Source organism: Streptomyces sp. NPDC002817, assembly GCF_053592055.1.
The window spans coordinates 290,087-311,172 of sequence record NZ_JBSFUY010000003.1 but is presented as its reverse complement, the minus strand read 5'-3'; the positions used below and the strand labels follow the sequence as shown (position 1 = coordinate 311,172).

Here is a 21,086-nt window from a genome sequence, read left to right as displayed (position 1 = left end):
ATCCTCCCGCACGGGGTTCTCCACAGTTGCGGCGGACCCCCTTGTCCCGACCGATCGTTCGGTTACTCTAACTCTGTCTGGCTGTATCTGCCCAGGTTCTGCCCAGGTCATGAGCTCGACGAAGAGTTCACAAGACGAGGAGTTGGTCCCGCATGGCCGCCGAACTGACCGCCCACGAGCTGATCGCCAAGCACCGGCCCACCCTCGACCAGGCGCTCGAAGCGATCCGCACGCGCGCGTACTGGTCGCCGCATCCCGAGCACCCCAAGGCCTACGGTGAGAGCGGCAGCCTGGACGCGGCCGCGGGCAAGGCCGCCTTCGACGCGCTGCTGGGCACCCGCGTCGACCTCGGCCAGCCCGGCACGGACGACTGGGTGGGCGGCGAGGTCTCGCCGTACGGCATCGAGCTGGGGGTGAGCTACCCCCACGCGGACATCGACACCCTGCTGCCCGCCATGCGCGAAGGACAGCGCGCGTGGCGCGAGGCGGGCGCGGAGATCCGCGCGGTGGTCTGCGTGGAGATCCTCAAGCGGATCAGCGACCGGACGCACGAGTTCGCGCACGCGGTCATGCACACCTCCGGCCAGGCCTTCATGATGGCGTTCCAGGCGGGCGGCCCGCACGCGCAGGACCGCGGTCTGGAGGCGGTGGCCTACGCGTACGTGGAGCAGGTCCGCACGCCCGACACCGCGGAGTGGAGCAAGCCGCAGGGCAAGCGCGACCCGCTGGCGCTCACCAAGCAGTTCACGCCGGTCCCGCGCGGCATCGGCCTGGTCATCGGCTGCAACACCTTCCCGACCTGGAACGGCTATCCGGGCCTGTTCGCCTCCCTCGCCACCGGCAACGCGGCCCTGGTCAAGCCCCACCCGCGCGCGGTGCTGCCGCTCGCGCTCACCGTCCAGGTCGCGCGTGAGGTCCTGAGCCAGGCCGGCTTCGACCCGAACCTGGTCGCGCTGGCCGCCGAGCGTCCCGGCGAGGGCATCGCCAAGACCCTGGCCGGCCGCCCGGAGATCCGGATCATCGACTACACGGGTTCCACGGCGTTCGGCGACTGGCTGGAGGCCAACGCCCGCCAGGCGCAGGTCTACACGGAGAAGGCCGGCGTCAACACGGTGCTGGTCGACTCGACGAGCAACTACAAGGGCATGCTCTCCAACCTGGCGTTCTCGCTGTCGCTCTACAGCGGCCAGATGTGCACGACTCCGCAGAACTTCCTGATCCCCCGCGACGGCATCCGCACCGACGAGGGCCCTCGCACCTTCGACGAGGTGGTCGCCGACCTCGCCCGCGCCGTGGACGGCCTGCTGGGCGACGACGCGCGGGCGAACGCTCTGCTCGGCGCGATCGTGAACCCGGACGTCAAGGCCCGCCTGGAGGCCGCGACAGGACTCGGCGAAGTCGCCCTCGCCTCCCGCGAGATCGCCAACCCGGAGTTCCCGGACGCGGTCGTGCGCACCCCCGTCATCGTCAAGCTGGACGGCGCCAAGCCGGACGACGAGGCCGCCTTCATGAGCGAGTGCTTCGGCCCCGTCTCCTTCGCCGTCGCGGTCGACTCCTCGGCCGACGCGGTGGAGCTGCTGCGGCGCACGGTCCGCGAGAAGGGCGCCATGACAGTCGGCGCCTACACCACCGACGACGACGTCGAGCGGTCCGTGCAGGAGGTCTGCCTGGAGGAGGCGGCCCAGCTGTCGCTGAACCTCACGGGCGGGGTGTACGTCAACCAGACTGCCGCGTTCTCCGACTTCCACGGCTCCGGGGGCAACCCGGCGGCGAACGCCGCGCTGTGCGACGGGGCGTTCGTGGCGAACCGCTTCCGGGTGGTCGAGGTACGTCGGGAGGCCTGAGCGGTCAGAAGCCGGCCGCGCTCCAGTGGTACAGCGTCATCGCCACGCTGGTGGCCAGGTTGTAGCTGGACACCTGCGGGCGCATCGGCAGGGCCAGCAAATGGTCGGCACGCGCGCGTAGGTCGGCCGACAGGCCGCTGCGCTCCGAGCCGAACGCGAGGACGGCGTCGTCCGGGAGCTTCGTGCCCCGGATGTCGTCGCCCTCCGGGTCCAGGGCGAACAGCGGGCCCGGAGGCAGTTCCCCGACCGTCACCCGTTCCACCGCCGTCGCGAAGTGCAGCCCGGCGCCTGCGCGCACCACCGTCGGATGCCAGGGGTCGAGCGTGCCGGTGGTGACCACGCCCGTCGCGCCGAAGCCCGCCGCCAGCCGGATCACGGCCCCGGCGTTGCCGAGGTTGCGCGGCTGGTCGAGGACCACCACCGGGGCGGTGCGCTCCATCCTGGCCAGCCGCTCCAGGTTGGCCGCGCGGGACGGTCGTACCGCCAGGGCGGCGACCGCGGTCGGATGCGGGCGCGGCACCAGCGAGGCGTACACCGGCTCCGGGACCTCGGTCAGCAGCGCGTCCAGCGTCCGGCGTACGTCGGGGGCGAGCTCGTCCGCGAGGGCGAGCGTGGCCTCCCGGTCGGTGGTGACCGCGACCGGGACCTCGGCGCCGAAGCGCACCGCGTGCTTGAGGGCGTGGAAGCCGTCGAGCAGGACGGAGGAGTCGGCGAGCCGGTGCCAGAGCCCGGCGGGGTCGGTCATGCCGTGAAGCCTACGTGCGTCTCCTCGGCGCCCTCCTGGGCGCGCGGCTCCGGCACCGGCGCGGGACCGCCCCGTCCCGCCGTCAGCCGTTCACGCGCGCGTGCCACCCGGCCACCCACCCGGCGCAGGAACGGCGTCGGCAGGAACACCGCGTCGGCGGCGATCATCGCCAGCGAGAAGAACGGCAGCCCGAGGACGACCGCGATCACCGCGTGCTCGGTCATCATGGCCGCCAGCAGGACGTTCTTGACCCGCCGGTTGAACAGGGTGAACGGGAAGGCCACCTGGACCACGACGGTCCCGTACGCCACGAGCAGCACCATCGTGGCACTGGACGACAGCGCGTCGGCGAGGGCGGGCCAGGGCGAGAAGTAGTCCAGGTGCAGGGGGTAGTAGACGGCGGTGCCGTCCTGCCAGCGCGTGCCCTGGATCTTGTACCAGCCGGCCGTGGCGTAGATCAGACAGGCCTCGGCCATGATCACGAGCAGGGCGCCGTTGTGCACGATGTTGCCGATGACGTCGAGCAGGATCCGCGGCTGATCCGTCCGCGCCAGTCGCCGGACCGTCCACCACGCGCCGAGCCCCAGCCACACCGCCCACAGCAGTGCGGGGATGAACGGATCGCCCTCCAGCAGCCGTCCGGCCCCGGTCACCGCGATCAGCGTCAGCCCGAGCACGATCCACAGGACCGGACCGACCCGGTCCACGACCCGCTCGCCACGCGCGCGTGCCTCGTTCTCGCGCCGCGCCCTGCGCGCGTCCAGCGACCAGACCTGGCCGCAGCGCGTGAAGACGAGGTAGACGCACATCAGGTGCAGGACGTTGTCGCCGCCGTCGCCCATGAAGATGGAGCGGTTCTGCAGCGACAGCACGCCGACCATGAAGAGCACCGACATGGTGCGGGTGCGCCAGCCCAGCAGCAGCAGGACGCTCGACAGCACGGCGAGGCCGTAGACGCTCTCGAACCAGACCCGGCCGTCCGACCAGATCAGCGCCGTGAAGGCGCCGTTTCCTGCGATCAGCTGCTCGGCGAGGTCCCAGCTCCACGGGCCGTCGGGGCCGTACAGCTCCTGGCGGTGGGGCAGCTCGCGCAGCAGGAAGAGCAGCCAGGTCGCGCTGAATCCGATGCGGACCACGGCGCTCTGGTACGGGCCCAGCGCCGACTCGGTGATACGGGCGATGGCGGTGGAGAGCGACAGGGCGAAGCGGTTCATCGCCCACCTCCCGGCAGATCGGCCGGCGTGACCGACCACCAGGGCAGCTCGCGGTACAGGGGCTTCTCGGAGACCTGCTCCTGGCTCCACTTCGGCGGTCGCACGCTGGTGGTACGGGAGCGGACCTGTACGCGTTCGACGCTGCCGTCGGACCCGGCCGCGTCGTCACGGTCCAGGCGCATCACCACGATGCGGCGCAGATACGTCTCGGACAGGGCGCCGCGCAGACCGACGGGGCGGTTGTCGGTGCCGTGCGTGGCGGTGAAGAAGTCCCACGCGCGGCGCAGCTCGTTCTGCTGGGTGTGGCTGGGCAGCAGATTGCCGTCGATGGCCCGGCCGTCCTCGGCGGACAGGTCGTACCAGCCGGTGGTCCGCACCGTGCCGTCCGCGGTGAGGACCTGGGCCCGCACCTGGACCGCGATGTTCTGCTGCAGCGGGTTCGGCGCGAACAGCTTCCAGTTCTGCTCGAACTCCGGGTAGATCCAGTCGTCGATCGCCTTGCCGTGCTGTTTGGTGACCGCGTTGGCAGGCGCGACGTGCAGGAACGTCATCCCCAGGTGGACGCAGACGGTGACCGCCACGATCGCGAGCGCCAGCGCGGCACCGATCTGGTAGCGGAGCGAGAGGGCGGCCACACCGGTGCGGGGTTCGGTGCCGTGCGGGGGAGGCAGGTCGTACGGCGAGGGCGGGGGAGCCGCGTCCGCGGGATCGCCGGCTGCGGGCAGGGCAGCTGGCGGCCAGGCGCCCCCCTTCGGCGCCCCCGGCTCGTCGGCAGGCCCGTTCCGGGCGCCCGAGCCTGTGTCGTACGCGTCCATTCCGCCCCGTCTCCCGATGTCCGCTCCGTATTCCGGCCACGAGGCCGCAGGGCGCTCCACCGCCCTTGCGCACCACTCCACGGCGCTCGCACGGGAACGGTACTCAGGCCCTCCCGCCCGCACAGCCCGTCGGCAGGTTATCCACAGCGGTTGACACCTTACGGCGCCCGGCACACCATGGAATCGACGAACCGAACGATCGGTCGGGCGCCGGCTCCGGGCAGAAGCCGGGACGGCGCACAGGGTCGAGGGGGCCACATGGCAACAGCAGCGCAGGCGTACGACAGGAAGGACGCCGTCGACCAGGACGCGTACGAGCGCGCATTCGACGCCGCCGTGGCCGCCGACGAGCGCATCGAACCGCGCGACTGGATGCCGGACGCCTACCGCGCGACGCTGGTCCGCCAGATCGCCCAGCACGCCCACTCCGAGATCATCGGCATGCAGCCGGAGGCGAACTGGATCACGCGCGCGCCCTCGCTGCGCCGCAAGGCCATCCTGATGGCCAAGGTCCAGGACGAGGCAGGGCACGGCCTCTACCTCTACAGCGCGGCCGAAACCCTCGGCACCGGCCGCGACGAACTGCTGGACAAGCTCCACTCCGGCCGCCAGAAGTACTCCTCGATCTTCAACTACCCCACGCTGACCTGGGCGGACGTCGGCGCGATCGGCTGGCTCGTGGACGGCGCCGCGATCACCAACCAGGTCCCCCTGTGCCGCTGCTCCTACGGCCCGTACGCGCGCGCGATGGTCCGCGTCTGCAAGGAGGAGTCCTTCCACCAGCGCCAGGGCTACGAGCTCCTGCTGGCCCTCAGCAAGGGCACCCCCGAGCAGCACGCGATGGCCCAGGACGCGGTGGACCGCTGGTGGTGGCCGTCCCTGATGATGTTCGGCCCGCCCGACGACGAGTCCGCGCACTCCGCGCAGTCGATGGCCTGGAAGATCAAGCGGCACTCCAACGACGAGCTGCGCCGGCGCTTCGTCGACATCTGCGTCCCCCAGGCCGAGTCCCTGGGCCTCACGCTCCCCGACCCGGACCTGAAGTGGAACGAGGAGCTGGGCCGGCACGAGTTCGGCCCGATCGACTGGACCGAGTTCAAGAACGTCCTCAAGGGCAACGGCCCCTGCAACGAACAGCGGATCACCCAGCGCAGGCGGGCCCACGACGAGGGCGCCTGGGTCCGCGAGGCCGCCTCGGCCTACGCCGGCAAGCACACCGAGACGGGAGCCACGCGCGCATGACGAACACCGACTGGCCTCTGTGGGAGGTCTTCGTACGCTCCCGCCGCGGCCTCTCGCACACCCACGCCGGCAGCCTGCACGCACCGGACGCGGACCTCGCCCTGCGCAACGCCCGCGACCTGTACACCCGCCGCGGTGAGGGCGTCTCGATCTGGGTCGTCCCGTCCTCCGCGATCACCGCGTCCTCGCCGGACGAGAAGGACCCGTTCTTCGAACCGTCCGCCGACAAGCCCTACCGCCACCCGACGTTCTACGAGATCCCGGACGGAGTGAAGCACCTGTGACCGTCGACCTGACCACGCACGCCGCCGCGCTGGCCCTCGGCGACGACGCTCTGGTGCTCTCCCACCGCCTCGGCGAATGGGCCGGACACGCCCCCGTCCTGGAGGAGGAGCTCGCCCTCGCCAACATCGCGCTGGACCTCCTGGGCCAGGCCCGCGTCCTGCTCTCGATGGCCGGCGACGAGGACGAACTGGCGTATCTGCGCGAGGAGCGCGCCTTCCGCAACCTCCAGCTGGTGGAGCAGCCGAACGGCGACTTCGCCCACACCATCGCCCGCCAGCTGTACTTCTCCACCTACCAGCACCTGCTCCACGCCGAACTGGCCGCGGGCGAGGGCCCCTTCGCCCCGCTCGCCGCGAAGGCCGTCAAGGAGGTCGCCTACCATCGCGACCACGCCGAGCAGTGGACCCTGCGCCTCGGCGACGGCACGGACGTCAGCCACGAGCGGATGCGCCGGGCGTGCGAGGCGCTGTGGCGGTTCACCGGCGAGATGTTCCAGCCGGTGGAGGGCGTCGACGTCGACTGGGCCGCCTTGGAGACGACGTGGCTGGCGTCCGTCACGGACGTCCTGGGCCGCGCCACCCTGAGTGTCCCCGAGGGACCGCGCACGGGCGCGTGGGCGGCCGGTGCGGGCCGACAGGGCCTGCACACCGAGTCCTTCGGGCGGATGCTCGCCGAGATGCAGCATCTGCACCGCAGCCACCCGGGGGCGTCATGGTGACCGTGACTCCGCTGGAGGCGGAACTCCTCGAGGTGGCGGGCTCGGTGCCCGACCCCGAACTGCCCGTGCTCACCCTGCGGGAGCTGGGGGTCGTGCGCGCGGTGCACGTCCGCGGCCAGGGCACCGCCGAGGTCGAACTGACCCCGACGTACACCGGCTGCCCGGCGATCGAGGCGATGTCCGTGGACATCGAGCGGGTGCTGCACGCCCACGGCGTCCGCGAGGTCACCGTGCGCACGGTCCTCGCACCCGCCTGGTCGACGGACGACATCTCGGCCGAAGGCCGCCGGAAGCTGCGGGAGTTCGGCATCGCCCCGCCGCGCACGCAGCGGACGGCAGAACCGGTGACCGTGTCCCTGGGCCCCACCCGGACGCTCGACACCATCGACCCCGTCCGCTGCCCGCACTGCGGATCCGCCGACACCGAGCTGCTCAGCCGTTTCTCCTCCACGGCCTGCAAGGCGCTGCGGCGCTGTCTGGACTGCCGTGAACCGTTCGACCACTTCAAGGAGTTGTGATGGCCCGCTTCCACGCGCTCCAGGTGGCGGCGGTCGACCGGCTCACCGACGACTCCGTGGCCCTCACCTTCACCGTGCCGCCGGAGCTCGGCGAGGCCTACCGGTACGCACCGGGCCAGCACCTCGCCGTGCGCCGCGCGGCGGACGGCGAGGAGATCCGGCGCACGTACTCGATCTGCTCCCCGGCACCGGACGGCGAAGCCCCTCGCCGACTGCGCGTCGGTGTACGGCTGGTGGAAGGCGGAGCCTTCTCGACGTACGCGCTCAAGGAGATCGCCGTAGGCGACGAGCTGGAGGTGATGACTCCCGCGGGGCGCTTCACCCTCGCCCCCGCACCCGGCCTGTACGCGGCGGTCGTCGGCGGCAGCGGCATCACCCCGGTGCTGTCGATCGTGTCGACGCTGCTGGCGCGCGAGCCCGAGGCCCGGTTCTGCCTGATCCGCAGTGACCGTACGGCCGCCTCGACGATGTTCCTGGACGAGGTCGCCGACCTCAAGGACCGCTACCCGGAGCGGCTGCAGCTGGTCACGGTGCTCTCCCGGGAGGAGCAGCAGGCCGGGCTGCCGTCCGGACGGCTCGACCGGGAGCGGCTGACGGGACTGCTGCCCGCGCTGCTGCCGGTGGCGGATGTGGCGGGCTGGTTCCTGTGCGGGCCGTTCGGGCTGGTGCAGGGTGCGGAACGAGCCCTGCGGGAGCTCGGCGTCCCCCGGAGCCGCGTCCACGAGGAGATCTTCCACGTCGACGAGGGAGCGGCCCCGCCGCCCAGGGCCCCCGCGCCCGCGCACAGCACGGTGACCGCCCGTCTCGACGGCCGCGGCGGGACCTGGCCCGTCCAGGACGGCGAGTCCCTTCTCGACGCGGTCCTGCGCAACCGCTCCGACGCGCCGTACGCCTGCAAGGGCGGGGTGTGCGGAACCTGCCGCGCCTTCCTCGTCTCCGGCGAGGTCCGCATGGACCGCAACTTCGCACTGGAGCCGGAGGAGACGGAGGCCGGGTACGTACTGGCGTGCCAGTCGCATCCGGCTACGGAGACGGTGGAGCTGGACTTCGACAGGTGAGGGCACCCGAGGCGGGCCGCCCCGTTCCCTTCTTCTAGAACCTGTTCTATCTTGACGGTCCGTCAGATCGGCTCACCCGTCGATCGGCTGACGCGTCGGGAGGACAGGGACCGTGGACTTCACCTTCACCGAGGAGCAGCAGGCGGCGGCAGAGGCGGCACGGGGTGTGTTCGCCGGGGTCGCGCCGGACGGGGTGCCGAGCCCCGCGCTCGCCACGGGCGCCGTCGCCGACACGTTCGACACCGAGCTGTGGAGCCGACTCGCCGACGCGGACCTGTTGAGCCTGCTGCTGACGGAGGAGTACGGCGGGGCCGGTCTGGACGCGGTCGCGCTGTGCCTCGTGCTGGCCGAGTCGGCGAAGGTGCTGGCGCGGGTGCCGCTGCTGGAGAGCAGCGCTGCCGCGGCGGCCGTACAGGCCCATGGCACCGAGGAGTCGAGGTCCGGCCTGCTCGCCCGGGCGGGCCGCGGCGAGGTCGTCCTGACCGTCGCCTCGAGCGGCCGTACCGGCCACGACCCCGCCGAACTCGCCGTGACCGCACGGCAGGAGGGCGCGGAGTGGATCCTGGACGGCGTGCAGACGGCGGTGCCGTGGGCGTTCGACGCGGACCGCATCGTCGTACCCGCGCACACGGCGGCCGGGCAGACCGTGCTCGCGCTGGTCGCACCCGCCGGCGAAGGGGTCGCCCTCGCCGAGCAGCTCTCCACCACGGGCGAGCGGCTCGGCGAACTACGGCTGGAGTCGGCGCGGATCACGGCCCGGGACATCGTCGACGCGGACGGCGCGTGGGAGTCGCTACGGCATCTGCTGACCGTCGGCACGTGTGCGCAGGCGCTCGGCCTGGGCCGTCAGGTCCTGCGGATGACCAGTGAATACACCAGCAAGCGGGAGCAGTTCGGCTTCCCGGTCGCCACGTTCCAGGCCGTCGCCGTGCAGGCCGCCGACCGCTACATCGATCTGAAGGCGATGGAGGCCACGCTGTGGCAGGCGGCCTGGCGGACCGGCTCCGGGACGCAGGGCGCGCTGCCGGTCTCCGGTGAGGTCGCCGTCGCGAAGATCTGGGCCTCCGAGGGCGTACGGCGGGTCGTGCAGACGGCGCAGCATCTGCACGGCGGGTTCGGCGCCGACATCGACTACCCACTGCACCGGTACCACGCCTGGGCCAAGCACCTGGAACTCTCGCTCGGCCCGGCCGCCGCCCATGAGGAGGCGCTGGGCGACCTGCTGGCGGCGCACCCTCTGGCCTGACACGCGCCCGGGCACCTGCCCTAGAGGACGAACGCCGGCGAACCGTTGTCCGTGACCATGGGGCGGCCGGCGCCGTCCCAGGCCAGCATGCCGCCGTCGATGTTCACGGCGTCGATGCCCTGCTGGACCAGGTACTGGGTGACCTGCGCGGAGCGACCGCCGACGCGGCACATCACAAAGGCCCGCCGACCCTCCGCCACCGCCTCGGTCACCTCGCCGAACCGGGCCACGAAGTCACTCATGGGCACGTGCAGCGCACCCTCGACGTGCCCCGCGGCCCACTCGTCGGCCTCACGGACATCCACAACGAGACCGTCGGCCGGAACACCGGCGACGTCGACCGAGGGCAGGGAAGCTCCGAAACTCATGGCCCGAGGCTACCTGAGCAACACCCGAGCCCCCCAGCCACGGGACCCGCACGCACCTGCCGACACCCGAGCCCTGCGGCCACCGGACCCACGCACATCGCGCTGGCATCCGAGCCCTGCGCCCTCGGGATCCGCACCCACCGCGCCGACACCCGAAGTCCACCCAGCCCGCCCGGCGAACGGCCCGCCTACTGCCCGAGCAGCTCCGCCAGCTCCCGCTCCCGCTCCGCGAGCTGCGCCAGCAGCTGCTCGGCGATCTCCTCCAGGAGCCGGTCGGGGTCGTCCGGGGCCAGCCGCAGCATCGCCCCGATCGCGCTCTCCTCCAGCTCCCGCGCGACCACACTGAGCAGCTCCTTGCGCTGGGCGAGCCACTCGAGGCGGGCGTAGAGCTCCTCGCTCGGCGTCGGCCCCTGCTCCGGCGGCTTCGGCCCGGCGGCCCACTCCTCGGCCAGCTCCCGCAGCAGCGTCTCGTCACCGCGGGCGTAGGCGGCGTTGACCCGGGTGATGAACTCGTCGCGCCGCGCCCGCTCGGTGTCGTCCTGCGCCAGGTCGGGGTGGGCCTTGCGGACCAGCTCGCGGTAGAGCTTGCGGGCCTCGTCGCTGGGCCGTACCCGCTGCGGGGGCCGCACCGGCTGCTCCGTGAGCATCGCCACGGCCTCCGGGAACAGCCCGTCCCCGTCCATCCAGCCGTGGAACAGCTCCTCCACCGCCGGCATCGGCATCACCCGGGCACGGGCCTCGTCCGCCTTGCGCCGGTCCTCGGGGTCACCGGTGCGCTCGGCCGTGGCCTCGGCGATCTGGGCGTCCAGTTCGTCGAGCCGGGTGTACATCGGGCCGAGTCTCTGGTGGTGCAGCCGGGAGAAGTTCTCGACCTCGACCCGGAAGGTCTCCACCGCGATCTCGTACTCGATCAGCGCCTGCTCGGCGGCCCGCACGGCCCGCTCCAGCCGCTCCTCGGGCCGGGGCGCACCTTCCTCGGGCGCCGCCCGCGTCCCGCCGGCGACACCACCCTGCTCAGCTTCCGGGGTCGTCACCCGACCAGCGTAGGCCACGGCCGGGTCGGCCCTCGGACGGCCGGTGTCAGCCCTCGCGCGCATCCGGGCAATCCGCCGCCACCCACTGCGCCGCGAGGTCCCGGCACGCGACGAGCAGCGTCCCCGGCCGGCACACCACCTCATGGGTGCAGCCCCCGTCGTGCGGCAGCACCTCGTCGAGGATCACGTCCCCCAGCGCTGCCACGTCGCAGACGTCCAGGACATCCACCTGGAACCGCGAGACCCCCTCGTACCGAACGACCAGGTCCTCGTCGTGCTTCCAGCAGTTGTGGCCGAACCGGATCTCGATCTCCTCGTCCCCCAGGCGCCGCACCCGCTGCGGCTTGAGATCCTTCACACACCGCCTGCCGGAGAACGCGTAGTGGCCCGGGTCGGTGGCGAAGGCGCGTGCCCCCGGCGGGAGTTTCTCCGCGAACTCGGGCAGCTTCGCGAGGTAGGGCCGCGGGTCGACGATTCCCGTGATGTCCCCGTCCCGCCCGTCGAGATCCACGTACCTCACCGAAGACCCCCCACCGGCCGCAAGCCCCTCACACCCCCATCTCCCCCGCGAGCCGCCCCGACCGCACCGCCGCCACCAGCTCCGCGTGGTCCGCCTCCGTACGGTCGGCGTACGCCATGGCGAACGCGGCCATCGCCTCGTCCAGTTCCTCGCTCTTGCCGCAGTACCCGGCCACGAGGCGCGGGTCGGCGCTGTGCGAGTGGGCGCGGGCCAGCAGCGCCCCCGTCATACGTCCGTAGTCGTCTATCTGGTCGGCGGCGAGCGCCGCAGGGTCGACGCTGCCCTTGCGGTTGCGGAACTGCCGTACCTGGAACGGCCGTCCCTCCACCGACGTCCAGCCCAGCAGGATGTCGCTGACGACCTGCATCCGCTTCTGCCCGAGGACGACCCGGCGGCCCTCGTGCTCGACGGCGGGCGCCTCGAACCCGGCGGTCACCAGGTGCGGCAGCAGCGCCGAGGGGCGGGCTTCCTTCACCTGGAGCACCAACGGCTCACCGCGGTGGTCGAGGAGCAGCACGACGTACGACCGTGTACCGACGCTGCCCGTACCGACGACCCGGAACGCGACGTCGTGCACCGAGTGCCGGGACAGCAGCGGAAGACGGTCCTCGGAGAGCGACTCCAGGTACTCCTCCAGGGACCCGGCCACCGCCGCGGCCTCCGCGTCCGGCACGCGCCGCAACACCGGCGGGGCGTCGACGAAGCGGCGCCCGCCGTCGTCGGTCTGCTCGGTCGACTTCGCCGCGAACCGTCCGCTGGTGTTGGCCCGCGCCTTCTCGGAGACCCGCTGCAACGTGCCGACGAGATCGTGGGCGTCGGTGTGGGAGACGAGCTCCTCGTCCGCGATGGCGTTCCAGGCGTCCAGCACCGGGAGCCTGGCCAGCAGCCGCATGGTGCGGCGGTAGGCGCCCACCGCGCCGTGCGCCGCACCGCGGCAGGTCTCCTCGTCCGCGCCCGCCTCCCGGCCTGCGAGCACCAGCGAGGCCGCGAGCCGCTTGAGGTCCCACTCCCAGGGGCCCTGGACCGTCTCGTCGAAGTCGTTGAGATCGATGACCAGATCGCCGCGCGCGTCCCCGTACAGACCGAAGTTGGCCGCGTGGGCGTCGCCGCAGATCTGGGCGCGGATCCGGGTCATGGGGGTGCGCGCCAGGTCGTAGGCCATGAGGCCCGCCGAGCCGCGCAGGAACGCGAAGGGCGTGGCCGCCATCCGCCCGACGCGTAGCGCTGTGAGTCCGGGGATGCGGTCGCGGCTGGACTCCTCGACCGCGCTCACCGCGTCGGGCCGCGAGCCGTCCAGGTCGAGCGCGGTGTGCGCACCACGCGGGACCCGCTTGCGCAGCGCCTTGCCCTCCTGCTTGGGCGACCCCTGCACCGGCCACTCGGCGAAGCCCCGCGCCCGCGGCAGCTTGCGCGCCACGCCCACGGAAACCTCGCCAGAAGCCTCCACCCCGACCTCGGTCATTGCGACCGCCTCTCCGACCATGCACGCGCCCGAACATCAACTCGTGCAGACCGTACAGCCGGTGGCCGAAACGCGTCAGACCCTGTGGACAACCCCATGGCTGTGGAAAACCGTCCCCGCAGCCGCTCTCCTTGGCACCCGCCCCGCGCCGGAGTTCCTCAGCACCCGCTCGCGGGCCCCTCCGGCAAGTGTTGCTGTGCCCACTGCTTCAGCTCCGCGAACGCCGGCTCCAGCGCCGCCCCGGCCGCCGTCAGCCGGTACGACACCCGCAGCGGCGGCCCCTCGGCGACCTCGCGCAGCACGAGCCCCGCGGAGACGAGCTCGGTGAGACGGTCGGACAGCATCCGCTCGCTGATGCCGGGAATCGCCCGGCGCAGGTCGACGAAGTACGCCGGCCCCGGGGTCAGGACGGCCACGATCGGCCCGGTCCAGCGCTTCCCCAGCAACTGGAAGACACGGGTGATCCCGTCGTCCACCTGCTTGCACGCCTCCGTGCCGTGACTCTCCTCGACCGTCATGCCCTTCAGGGTACTGCGCTCACGTATGGGGATGAAAAAAAGTAAGTCCCTGTGTTATCAATAGCTGTGTACGAACTATTAGCCACGCACCGCTCCTCAGGAGATCCCCATGGCCACCCTGCTGCACATCGACTCCTCCGTGTTCCCCCACGGCGCCTCCTCGTCCCGCTCCGTCACGGACGCCTTCCGCAGGACCTGGGAGGAGCAGCACCCCGAGGGCACGGTGATCTACCGCGACCTCGCCACGGACCCCGTGCCGCACATCACCGCCGACGCCCACATCGCCGGCTTCTCCGATCCCGCCACGCACACCCCCGAGCAGGCCGCCGCCTTCCACGCTCGCGTGCAGCTGATCGAGGAGCTGGAGGGGGCGGACGCCGTGCTGATCGGCGCCCCGATGTACAACTTCGCGATCCCCTCGACCCTCAAGGCCTGGCTGGACAACGTGATGCTGGTGGGCCGCACCTTCCTGACCGAGGACTCGAAGATCACCGGCACCCCGGTCACCGTCGTCGCCAGCCGCGGCGGCTCCTACGCGCCGGGCACTCCGCGCGAGGGCTTCGAGTACGTGCAGAACTACCTGCAGGCGGTACTCGGCGACTCCCTCGCCCTGGACGTCGACTTCATCGTCCCGGAGCTGACCATGGCCCCGCAGAACCCGGCGATGACCGAACTGGTCCCCCTCTACGAGGCCTCCCACGCGCGTGCCCACCAGGACGCGGAGACCAGGGCGAAGCACCTCGCCCAGCGCGTGGCCGCGTAGGCCTCCAGCCGGGACCACGCCGTGTGATTGTCCTCACGGCAGACAGCGCCCGGAGGGCAACGCAAAAGCCCCGTAGGTCTGAGACCTACGGGGCTTTCAGCTGTGCGCGAGGGGGGAGTTGAACCCCCACGCCCTTGCGGGCACTGGAACCTGAATCCAGCGCGTCTGCCTATTCCGCCACCCGCGCATTGGGTGTGTCTTCGGGCTTTTTCCCCTTGGGGCTGGCGCCTTCCGACACCCAGAACATTAGCACGCGGGCAGGGGTGGGTTCACATCCCTTATCGAGGGGCAGCCGCTCACCAGGGCCGTAGACATCCCGCACCAACCCACCGTCCTTCCGGCTACGTATCAACACGTGTCTGTTCACGTATCAACCTCGTACCGGTACCGCCCGTCTCCCCAGGAGCCGGTCGGGGTCCACAGTCAGGTGCGGGACACTTGTCTGCGGCCACCTCTACGATCCTTGACAGGAGGAGTCGGCCTGGGGAGTTCGAAGAGGAGCTCCACAGGGAACTTCGGAGGCGTCGACACCTGTCGACGAGGCCGACAGGGGGAACCAGCCGATTGACCGGCGCGTGGATACGATCAGTAAGCAGTACCAGGTAAGGCAGTACCCGCTCTGCGGGGTGCAGGACGGCAGCAGCTACGGAGGAGGTGCCCCATGGGAGTCCTGAAGAAGTTCGAGCAGCGCCTCGAAGGTCTGGTCAACGGCACCTTCGCCAAGGTGTTCAAGTCCGAGGTACAGCCCGTGGAGATCGCGGGAGCACTCCAGCGCGAGTGCGACAACAACGCGACCATCTGGAACCGCGACCGCACGGTCGTCCCCAACGACTTCATCGTGGAGTTGAGCACACCGGACTTCGAGCGCCTGAGCCCGTACTCCGGCCAGCTCGGCGACGAGCTCGCCGGCATGGTGCGCGACTATGCCAAGCAGCAGCGCTACACCTTCATGGGCCCCATCAAGGTCCACCTGGAGAAGGCCGACGACCTCGACACCGGCCTGTACCGGGTGCGCAGCCGCACGCTCGCCTCCTCCACCGACCAGCAGGCCCCCGGCGCGGCCGCCCCGGCGGGCCGGCCCGCGGCCCCCGGCGGCTACGGCTCCGCGTCGGCCGGGGCTCCCGCCGGAGCCCCGGGCGCCCCGCCCATGCCGGCCGCGCCGCCGCCCGGCGGCCGCCCCGGCGCCTACGGATACCCGCAGCCCGCGAGCGGCCAGCGGCCCCCTGTCGCACCCGCTCCCGCAGCCGCGGCAGGCGGACGCACCCGCCACTGGATCGAGATCAACGGCGCCCGCCACCAGATCTCCCGCGCGACGCTGGTGCTGGGTCGCAGCACCGAGGCCGACGTGCGGATCGACGACCCCGGCGTCTCCCGCCGGCACTGTGAGATCCGGACCGGAACGCCCTCGACCGTCCAGGATCTCGGATCCACCAACGGCATCGTGGTGGACGGGCAGCACACCACCCGCGCTACGCTCCGCGACGGCTCGCGGATCGTCGTGGGCAACACCACCATCATTTACCGGCAAGCCGAAGGGTGAAGCGGGGGCAATGTCAGAGCTGACCCTGACGGTCATGCGGCTGGGTTTCCTAGCCGTACTGTGGCTGTTCGTGATCGTGGCCGTACAGGTCATCCGCAGCGACCTGTTCGGTACGCGTGTCACCCAGCGGGGGGCCAGGCGAGAGGCCGCCCGGCCGCAGCAGGCCCAGCGCCAACAGGCGCCCCCGCAGCAGCGCCAGCAGCCCGCCGCCGGCCGCCGCGGCCGTAACGCCCCCAGCAAGCTGGTCGTCAGCGAGGGCACCCTCACCGGCACCACCGTCGCGCTCCAGGGCCAGACCATCACCCTGGGCCGGGCGCACGACAGCACCATCGTGCTGGACGACGACTACGCCTCCAGCAGGCACGCCAGGATCTACCCGGACCGGGACGGCCAGTGGATCGTCGAGGACCTCGGGTCCACCAACGGCACCTATCTGGACCGGAGTCGTCTGACGACCCCCACACCGATTCCGCTGGGCGCGCCGATCCGCATCGGCAAGACCGTCATCGAGCTGCGGAAGTAGTGCTACATCATGAATAGGCGCGAGCGGAGCGAGCACGCGGAGTGGGCCCCCACCCCGGGCCCCGGCGCGCTCCCGACCGGAGGGTGGGCACCGTGCGGATGTATCCGGAGCCGACGGGCGAGGTGCGCATGAGTCTGTCACTGCGCTTCGCCGCCGGATCGCACAAAGGCATGATCCGGGAGGGCAACGAGGACTCCGGATACGCCGGTCCACGCCTGCTCGCCATCGCCGACGGGATGGGCGGCGCCGCCGCCGGTGAGGTCGCCTCCTCCGAGGCCATCTCCACCATCGTCGCCCTCGACGACGACGTACCCGGCTCCGACGTCCTCACCTCCCTCGGCACCGCCGTCCAGCGCGCCAACGACCAACTGCGCTCCCTGGTCGAGGAGGACCCCCAGCTCGAGGGCATGGGCACCACGCTCACCGCCCTGCTGTGGACCGGCCAGCGCCTCGGCCTCGTCCATGTCGGCGACTCGCGCGCGTACCTGCTCCGCGACGGCGTCCTCACCCAGATCACACAGGACCACACCTGGGTGCAGCGCCTGGTCGACGAGGGCCGCATCACCGAGGAAGAGGCCACCACCCACCCGCAGCGCTCCCTGCTGATGCGCGCGCTGGGCAGCGGCGAGCACGTCGAGCCCGACCTCTCCATCCGCGAGGTCCGCGCCGGCGACCGCTACCTGATCTGCTCCGACGGACTGTCCGGGGTCGTCTCCCACCAGACGCTCGAGGACACCCTCGCCAGCTACCAGGGCCCCCAGGAGACCGTGCAGGAGCTGATCCAGCTCGCCCTGCGCGGCGGCGGCCCCGACAACATCACGGTCATCGTCGCCGACGTACTGGACCTGGACACCGGGGACACCCTCGCCGGGCAGCTCTCCGACACCCCGGTCGTCGTCGGCGCGGTCGCCGAGAACCAGCAGCACCAACTGCACGACAACGGCATCATGCAGACCCCCGCGGGCCGCGCCTCCGGGCTAGGCCGCCAGGTGCCCGGACAGGGCGGGGGCGGACAGTTCGGCCCGCCCGGCTCCGGCGACGTCACCGGCTTCATCCCCACCGACGGCTTCGGCGACTACAGCGACGAGGACTTCGTCAAGCCCCGCAAGGGCCGCAAGTGGCTGAAGAGATCCTTCTACATCGCCCTCACGCTCGCCGTCGTCGGCGGCGGCCTCTACGGCGGCTGGCGCTGGACCCAGACCCAGTACTACGTGGCCACCAACGACGAGCACGTGGCGCTGTACCGGGGCATCAGCCAGGACCTGGCCTGGGTGTCGCTGTCGAAGGTGGAGAAGGACCACCCCGAGATCGAACTCAAGTACCTGCCGCCGTACCAGCAGAAGCTCGTCGAGGGCACCATCGCCGAAGGCGACCTCAAGACCGCCCAGAAGAAAATCGACGAGCTCAAGCTCCAGGCCTCCGCGTGCAAGAAGCGCTCCGAGCAGCAGGCCGCCGAGAGCGAGCAGAACTCCAAGACCGGCGAGGGCGAGGCCGGAGGCACCACGGGAACCACCAAGACCTCCCTCACGTCCAAGGCCTCACCGACCCCGTCCACCACGACCTCACCGTCCCCGAACGCTTCCGCCTCCCCGACCGCGCCCACTCCCACCCCCGGCCCCACCCTCTCGGACGAAGAGAAGCAGGTCGTCGGGCAGTGCGGTACGCAGTAGGCAAGCCGTGAGAGGCCCTGTCACACGATGAGCAGTACTTCCAACACGTCGACGCACCACACGTCCACGATCGGCTCGATCGGCACACCGAGCCGACGCAACACCGAGCTCGCGCTGCTGGTGTTCGCCGTGGTCATCCCGGTGTTCGCCTACGCCAACGTAGGCCTCGCCATCAACGACGAGCTGCCCACCGGCCTGCTGGGCTACGGCCTCGGCCTCGCCCTGCTCGCGGGCGTCGGCCATCTCGTCGTACGGAAATTCGCGCCGTACGCGGACCCGCTGATGCTGCCGCTGGCCACCCTGCTGAACGGGCTCGGCCTGGTCGTCATCTGGCGTCTGGACCAGTCGAAGCGGCTCCAGCAGAGCCCTCTCTACGTCGAGGCCGCGCCGCGCCAGCTGCTCTACTCCGCGCTGGGCGTCGCCCTGTTGGTGGCCGTGCTCGTCTTCCTGAAGGACCATCGCGTCCTGCAGCGCTACACCTACATCTCGATGGCCGGCGCGCTGTTCCTGCTGGTTCTGCCGCTCGTGCCGGGACTCGGCGCGAACATCTACGGCGCCAAGATCTGGATCAAGATCCCGGGCCTCGGCACGGTCCAGCCCGGTGAGTTCGCGAAAATCGCCCTAGCGGTGTTCTTCGCCGGCTATCTCATGGTCAAGAGAGACGCCCTGGCGCTGGCCAGCCGCCGCTTCATGGGCCTGTACCTGCCCCGCGGCCGCGACCTCGGCCCGATCATCGTCGTCTGGATGATCTCGATCCTCATCCTGGTCTTCGAAACCGACCTCGGTACATCCCTGCTGTTCTTCGGGATGTTCATCATCATGCTGTACGTCGCCACCGAGCGGACCAGCTGGATCGTCTTCGGTCTGCTGATGTCCGCGGCCGGCGCGGTCGGCGTGGCCAGCTTCGAACCGCACGTCCAGCAGCGCGTCCAGGCCTGGCTCGACCCGATGAAGGAGTACACGCTCTCCCGTCAGGGTGTCGCGGGCCACACTGAGCAGTCCATGCAGGCCCTGTGGGCCTTCGGCTCCGGCGGCACCCTCGGCACCGGTCTCGGCCAGGGCAACTCCGACCTCATCGGCTTCGCCGCCAACTCCGACTTCATCCTCGCCACGTTCGGCGAGGAGCTCGGCCTGGCAGGCGTCATGGCGATCCTGCTGCTCTACGGGCTGATCGTCGAGCGCGGTGTGCGTACGGCCCTCGCGGCCCGCGACCCGTTCGGCAAGCTGCTGGCCGTCGGCCTGTCCGGCGCCTTCGCCCTCCAGGTCTTCGTCGTGGCCGGCGGTGTCATGGGCCTCATCCCGCTGACCGGTATGACGCTGCCGTTCGTGGCCTACGGCGGTTCGTCCGTCATCGCCAACTGGGCCCTGATCGGCATCCTGCTGCGCATCAGCGACACCGCACGCCGTCCGGCGCCCGCGCCCGCCCCCAGCCCCGACGCCGAGATGACCCAGGTGGTCCGCCCGTCATGAACAAGCCCCTGCGCCGGATCGCGATCTTCTGCGGCCTCCTCGTCATGGCCCTGCTCATCCGTGACAACTGGCTCCAGTACGTCAAGGCCGACGACCTGAGGACCGACACCGACAACCGCCGGGTCGCCATCGAGCGGTACGCCACCCCGCGCGGCGACATAATCGTCGACGGCAAGGCCATCACCGGGCACAAAGAGACGACCACCGGCGACTTCAAGTACAAGCGCACCTACAAGGACGGCGCGATGTGGGCGCCCGTCACGGGCTTCGTCTCGCAGGCCTACGGCGCCAACCAGCTGGAGAACCTCGAGGACGGCATCCTCACCGGCAACGACGACCGGCTCTTCTTCCGCAACACCCTCGACATGATCACGGGCAAGGCGAAGGAAGGCGGCAACGTCGTCACCACCCTCAACGCCGCCGCCCAGAAGGCCGCGTACGAGGGCCTCGCCAAGCGCGGCAAGGGGGCGGTCGTCGCCCTTGAGCCGTCCACGGGCAAGATCCTGGCGATGGCCTCCTACCCGTCGTACGACCCCGGGACCATCGCCGGCGGCGGCGAGTCGGACGAGAAGGCCTGGAAGGCCCTCGACAAGAAGAACAACCCCGACGACCCGATGCTCAACCGGGCCCTGCGCGAGGTCTACCCGCCCGGCTCCACCTTCAAGGTCGTCACCGCGGCCGCGGCACTGGAGAACGGCCTGTACTCCGACGCCGACGAGAAGACGGACTCGCCGCTGCCCTGGGTCATGACGGGCACCACGACCGAGCTGAAGAACGAGGGCAACATCCCCTGCAAGAACGCCACGCTCCGTGAGGCGCTGCGGGTTTCCTGCAACACCGTCTTCGGCAAGATCGGCGCTGACCTCAAGAACGACAAGATGCTGGAAGAGGCTAAGAAGTTCGGCTTCACCGAGGAGCAGTTCACGCCGGTCCGCTCCAGCGCCTCCGTCTTCTCCGACGACATGGAGCCCTCGCAGGTCGCCCTGTCCTCCATCGGCCAGTTCAACACCGCCGCCACCCCGCTGCAGATGGCCATGGTCGCCTCCGCGGTCGCCAACGACGGCACCCTCATGAAGCCGTACATGGTCGACGAGCTCCAGGCGAGCAATGTCGACGTCATCGAGAAGACCGACCCGGAGAAGTACAGCGAGCCGCTGTCGGCGAAGAACGCGCAGATCCTGCAGTCGATGATGGAGACGGTCGTCGAGAAGGGCACCGGCAAGACCGCCCAGATCGGCGGCGGCGTCACGGTCGGCGGCAAGACCGGCACCGCCCAGCACGGCGAGAACAACAGCAAGAACCCGTACGCCTGGTTCATCTCGTATGCCAAGCTCGCCGACGGCAGCAAGCCGGTCGCCGTGGCCGTGGTCGTCGAGGACGAGGACGCGGTCCGCGAGAACATCTCCGGCAGCGGCCTCGCGGCCCCCATCGCCAAGAGCGTGATGGAGGCGGTCATCAACTCCAACAAGTGACCCCGATCACGTCCCCTTCACATCGGTGCACGTTGCGATACCGGTCCTGTATCGGGTGACG

Annotated in this window: 21 protein-coding genes and 1 tRNA gene; 13 read left to right on the top strand and 9 right to left on the bottom strand. The window is 70.9% G+C overall.

Annotation, left to right across the window (positions count from 1 at the left end):
* Positions 1–152 precede the first annotated feature (152 nt).
* Positions 153–1,844: a phenylacetic acid degradation protein PaaN gene (paaN, locus tag ACWD3I_RS07455; RefSeq protein ID WP_365393548.1), complete on the top strand. Its 1,692-nt coding sequence runs from the start codon at positions 153–155 to the stop codon at positions 1,842–1,844.
* Between the two features lie 4 nt (positions 1,845–1,848).
* Here paaN and ACWD3I_RS07450 read toward each other — a convergent pair whose 3' ends face one another.
* The 3 genes from ACWD3I_RS07450 to ACWD3I_RS07440 are packed head-to-tail and all read right to left on the bottom strand — an operon-like array spanning position 1,849 to position 4,618.
* On the bottom strand, positions 1,849–2,589 hold the full coding sequence (locus ACWD3I_RS07450; RefSeq protein ID WP_365393546.1) for a TrmH family RNA methyltransferase: 741 nt from the start codon (positions 2,587–2,589) through the stop codon (positions 1,849–1,851).
* Positions 2,586–3,803: an HTTM domain-containing protein gene (locus ACWD3I_RS07445; protein ID WP_365393544.1), complete on the bottom strand. Its 1,218-nt coding sequence runs from the start codon at positions 3,801–3,803 to the stop codon at positions 2,586–2,588. The genes ACWD3I_RS07450 and ACWD3I_RS07445 overlap by 4 nt, the downstream gene beginning before the upstream one ends.
* On the bottom strand, positions 3,800–4,618 hold the full coding sequence (locus ACWD3I_RS07440) for a DUF5819 family protein (protein ID WP_365393542.1): 819 nt from the start codon (positions 4,616–4,618) through the stop codon (positions 3,800–3,802). The genes ACWD3I_RS07445 and ACWD3I_RS07440 overlap by 4 nt, the downstream gene beginning before the upstream one ends.
* Before the next feature lie 258 nt (positions 4,619–4,876).
* Here ACWD3I_RS07440 and paaA point away from each other — a divergent pair, with 258 nt between their 5' ends.
* The 6 genes from paaA (at position 4,877) to ACWD3I_RS07410 (ending at position 9,685) form a co-directional block, all read left to right on the top strand.
* The gene (paaA, locus tag ACWD3I_RS07435; RefSeq protein WP_365393540.1) at positions 4,877–5,860 is read left to right on the top strand and encodes a 1,2-phenylacetyl-CoA epoxidase subunit PaaA; all 984 of its coding nucleotides are present in this window, start codon (positions 4,877–4,879) and stop codon (positions 5,858–5,860) included.
* Entirely contained in the window at positions 5,857–6,144 is a 288-nt protein-coding gene (paaB, locus tag ACWD3I_RS07430) for a 1,2-phenylacetyl-CoA epoxidase subunit PaaB (RefSeq protein ID WP_046256561.1), read from the top strand. The genes paaA and paaB overlap by 4 nt, the downstream gene beginning before the upstream one ends.
* Positions 6,141–6,863 (top strand): 1,2-phenylacetyl-CoA epoxidase subunit PaaC, encoded by a 723-nt coding sequence (gene paaC / locus ACWD3I_RS07425; protein ID WP_365393537.1) that lies wholly within the window; start codon positions 6,141–6,143, stop codon positions 6,861–6,863. The genes paaB and paaC overlap by 4 nt, the downstream gene beginning before the upstream one ends.
* Positions 6,857–7,381, top strand: a complete 525-nt coding sequence (gene paaD / locus ACWD3I_RS07420) for a 1,2-phenylacetyl-CoA epoxidase subunit PaaD (protein WP_365393535.1) — start codon at positions 6,857–6,859, stop codon at positions 7,379–7,381. The genes paaC and paaD overlap by 7 nt, the downstream gene beginning before the upstream one ends.
* Positions 7,381–8,439, top strand: coding sequence for a 2Fe-2S iron-sulfur cluster-binding protein (locus ACWD3I_RS07415; RefSeq protein ID WP_365393533.1), 1,059 nt, complete (start codon positions 7,381–7,383; stop codon positions 8,437–8,439). The genes paaD and ACWD3I_RS07415 overlap by 1 nt, the downstream gene beginning before the upstream one ends.
* Positions 8,440–8,551: 112 nt before the next feature.
* The gene (locus ACWD3I_RS07410) at positions 8,552–9,685 is read left to right on the top strand and encodes an acyl-CoA dehydrogenase family protein (protein WP_365393531.1); all 1,134 of its coding nucleotides are present in this window, start codon (positions 8,552–8,554) and stop codon (positions 9,683–9,685) included.
* 20 nt (positions 9,686–9,705) lie between these two features.
* Here ACWD3I_RS07410 and ACWD3I_RS07405 read toward each other — a convergent pair whose 3' ends face one another.
* The 5 genes from ACWD3I_RS07405 to ACWD3I_RS07385 form a co-directional block, all read right to left on the bottom strand.
* Positions 9,706–10,053, bottom strand: coding sequence for a rhodanese-like domain-containing protein (locus tag ACWD3I_RS07405; protein WP_365393529.1), 348 nt, complete (start codon positions 10,051–10,053; stop codon positions 9,706–9,708).
* A 188-nt stretch (positions 10,054–10,241) separates the two neighbouring features.
* Positions 10,242–11,087, bottom strand: a complete 846-nt coding sequence (locus tag ACWD3I_RS07400) for a J domain-containing protein (protein WP_266890019.1) — start codon at positions 11,085–11,087, stop codon at positions 10,242–10,244.
* A gap of 46 nt (positions 11,088–11,133) precedes the next feature.
* A complete protein-coding gene (locus ACWD3I_RS07395; protein WP_365393527.1) occupies positions 11,134–11,607 on the bottom strand; it encodes a hypothetical protein in 474 nt (157 codons plus the stop codon).
* A 28-nt stretch (positions 11,608–11,635) separates the two neighbouring features.
* Positions 11,636–13,069, bottom strand: coding sequence for a DUF2252 domain-containing protein (locus ACWD3I_RS07390; protein WP_365393525.1), 1,434 nt, complete (start codon positions 13,067–13,069; stop codon positions 11,636–11,638).
* Positions 13,070–13,227: 158 nt separating this feature from the next.
* Positions 13,228–13,587, bottom strand: coding sequence for a winged helix-turn-helix transcriptional regulator (locus tag ACWD3I_RS07385; RefSeq protein ID WP_365393523.1), 360 nt, complete (start codon positions 13,585–13,587; stop codon positions 13,228–13,230).
* 109 nt (positions 13,588–13,696) lie between these two features.
* On the opposite strand from ACWD3I_RS07385, the gene ACWD3I_RS07380 reads away from it, so the two are divergent.
* On the top strand, positions 13,697–14,350 hold the full coding sequence (locus ACWD3I_RS07380) for an FMN-dependent NADH-azoreductase (protein ID WP_365393521.1): 654 nt from the start codon (positions 13,697–13,699) through the stop codon (positions 14,348–14,350).
* Between the two features lie 103 nt (positions 14,351–14,453).
* On the opposite strand, the gene ACWD3I_RS07375 is transcribed toward ACWD3I_RS07380, so the two are convergent.
* Positions 14,454–14,537: transfer RNA gene (locus ACWD3I_RS07375), tRNA-Leu, on the bottom strand.
* Between the two features lie 474 nt (positions 14,538–15,011).
* Between ACWD3I_RS07375 and ACWD3I_RS07370 the strand changes: the two genes are divergently transcribed.
* The 5 genes from ACWD3I_RS07370 (at position 15,012) to ACWD3I_RS07350 (ending at position 21,025) form a co-directional block, all read left to right on the top strand.
* The gene (locus ACWD3I_RS07370) at positions 15,012–15,890 is read left to right on the top strand and encodes an FhaA domain-containing protein (protein ID WP_451084044.1); all 879 of its coding nucleotides are present in this window, start codon (positions 15,012–15,014) and stop codon (positions 15,888–15,890) included.
* 10 nt (positions 15,891–15,900) lie between these two features.
* A complete protein-coding gene (locus ACWD3I_RS07365) occupies positions 15,901–16,413 on the top strand; it encodes an FHA domain-containing protein FhaB/FipA (protein WP_266824712.1) in 513 nt (170 codons plus the stop codon).
* Positions 16,414–16,511: 98 nt separating this feature from the next.
* Positions 16,512–18,083 carry a Stp1/IreP family PP2C-type Ser/Thr phosphatase gene (locus ACWD3I_RS07360; protein ID WP_365393711.1) on the top strand — a complete coding sequence of 524 codons (1,572 nt, stop codon included), beginning with the start codon at positions 16,512–16,514 and terminating at the stop codon, positions 18,081–18,083.
* A 27-nt stretch (positions 18,084–18,110) separates the two neighbouring features.
* Positions 18,111–19,553 (top strand): FtsW/RodA/SpoVE family cell cycle protein, encoded by a 1,443-nt coding sequence (locus ACWD3I_RS07355; protein WP_365393517.1) that lies wholly within the window; start codon positions 18,111–18,113, stop codon positions 19,551–19,553.
* On the top strand, positions 19,550–21,025 hold the full coding sequence (locus ACWD3I_RS07350; RefSeq protein WP_365393515.1) for a penicillin-binding transpeptidase domain-containing protein: 1,476 nt from the start codon (positions 19,550–19,552) through the stop codon (positions 21,023–21,025). Before ACWD3I_RS07355 ends, ACWD3I_RS07350 begins: the two co-directional genes overlap by 4 nt.
* Positions 21,026–21,086: the final 61 nt, after the last annotated feature.

What these genes read in the sequence shown, in the direction of transcription:
- paaD (WP_365393535.1), top strand. Translation starts at nt 6,857, where the DNA reads ATGGTGACCGTGACTCCGCTGGAGGCGGAACTCCTCGAGGTGGCGGGC.
- paaA (WP_365393540.1), top strand. Translation starts at nt 4,877, where the DNA reads ATGGCAACAGCAGCGCAGGCGTACGACAGGAAGGACGCCGTCGACCAG.
- ACWD3I_RS07350 (WP_365393515.1), top strand. Translation starts at nt 19,550, where the DNA reads ATGAACAAGCCCCTGCGCCGGATCGCGATCTTCTGCGGCCTCCTCGTC.
- ACWD3I_RS07385 (WP_365393523.1), bottom strand. Translation starts at nt 13,587, where the DNA reads ATGACGGTCGAGGAGAGTCACGGCACGGAGGCGTGCAAGCAGGTGGAC.
- ACWD3I_RS07450 (WP_365393546.1), bottom strand. Translation starts at nt 2,589, where the DNA reads ATGACCGACCCCGCCGGGCTCTGGCACCGGCTCGCCGACTCCTCCGTC.
- paaB (WP_046256561.1), top strand. Translation starts at nt 5,857, where the DNA reads ATGACGAACACCGACTGGCCTCTGTGGGAGGTCTTCGTACGCTCCCGC.
- ACWD3I_RS07390 (WP_365393525.1), bottom strand. Translation starts at nt 13,069, where the DNA reads ATGACCGAGGTCGGGGTGGAGGCTTCTGGCGAGGTTTCCGTGGGCGTG.
- ACWD3I_RS07365 (WP_266824712.1), top strand. Translation starts at nt 15,901, where the DNA reads ATGTCAGAGCTGACCCTGACGGTCATGCGGCTGGGTTTCCTAGCCGTA.
- ACWD3I_RS07405 (WP_365393529.1), bottom strand. Translation starts at nt 10,053, where the DNA reads ATGAGTTTCGGAGCTTCCCTGCCCTCGGTCGACGTCGCCGGTGTTCCG.
- ACWD3I_RS07445 (WP_365393544.1), bottom strand. Translation starts at nt 3,803, where the DNA reads ATGAACCGCTTCGCCCTGTCGCTCTCCACCGCCATCGCCCGTATCACC.
- ACWD3I_RS07440 (WP_365393542.1), bottom strand. Translation starts at nt 4,618, where the DNA reads ATGGACGCGTACGACACAGGCTCGGGCGCCCGGAACGGGCCTGCCGAC.
- ACWD3I_RS07370 (WP_451084044.1), top strand. Translation starts at nt 15,012, where the DNA reads ATGGGAGTCCTGAAGAAGTTCGAGCAGCGCCTCGAAGGTCTGGTCAAC.
- paaN (WP_365393548.1), top strand. Translation starts at nt 153, where the DNA reads ATGGCCGCCGAACTGACCGCCCACGAGCTGATCGCCAAGCACCGGCCC.
- ACWD3I_RS07360 (WP_365393711.1), top strand. Translation starts at nt 16,512, where the DNA reads ATGTATCCGGAGCCGACGGGCGAGGTGCGCATGAGTCTGTCACTGCGC.
- ACWD3I_RS07415 (WP_365393533.1), top strand. Translation starts at nt 7,381, where the DNA reads ATGGCCCGCTTCCACGCGCTCCAGGTGGCGGCGGTCGACCGGCTCACC.
- ACWD3I_RS07355 (WP_365393517.1), top strand. Translation starts at nt 18,111, where the DNA reads ATGAGCAGTACTTCCAACACGTCGACGCACCACACGTCCACGATCGGC.
- ACWD3I_RS07380 (WP_365393521.1), top strand. Translation starts at nt 13,697, where the DNA reads ATGGCCACCCTGCTGCACATCGACTCCTCCGTGTTCCCCCACGGCGCC.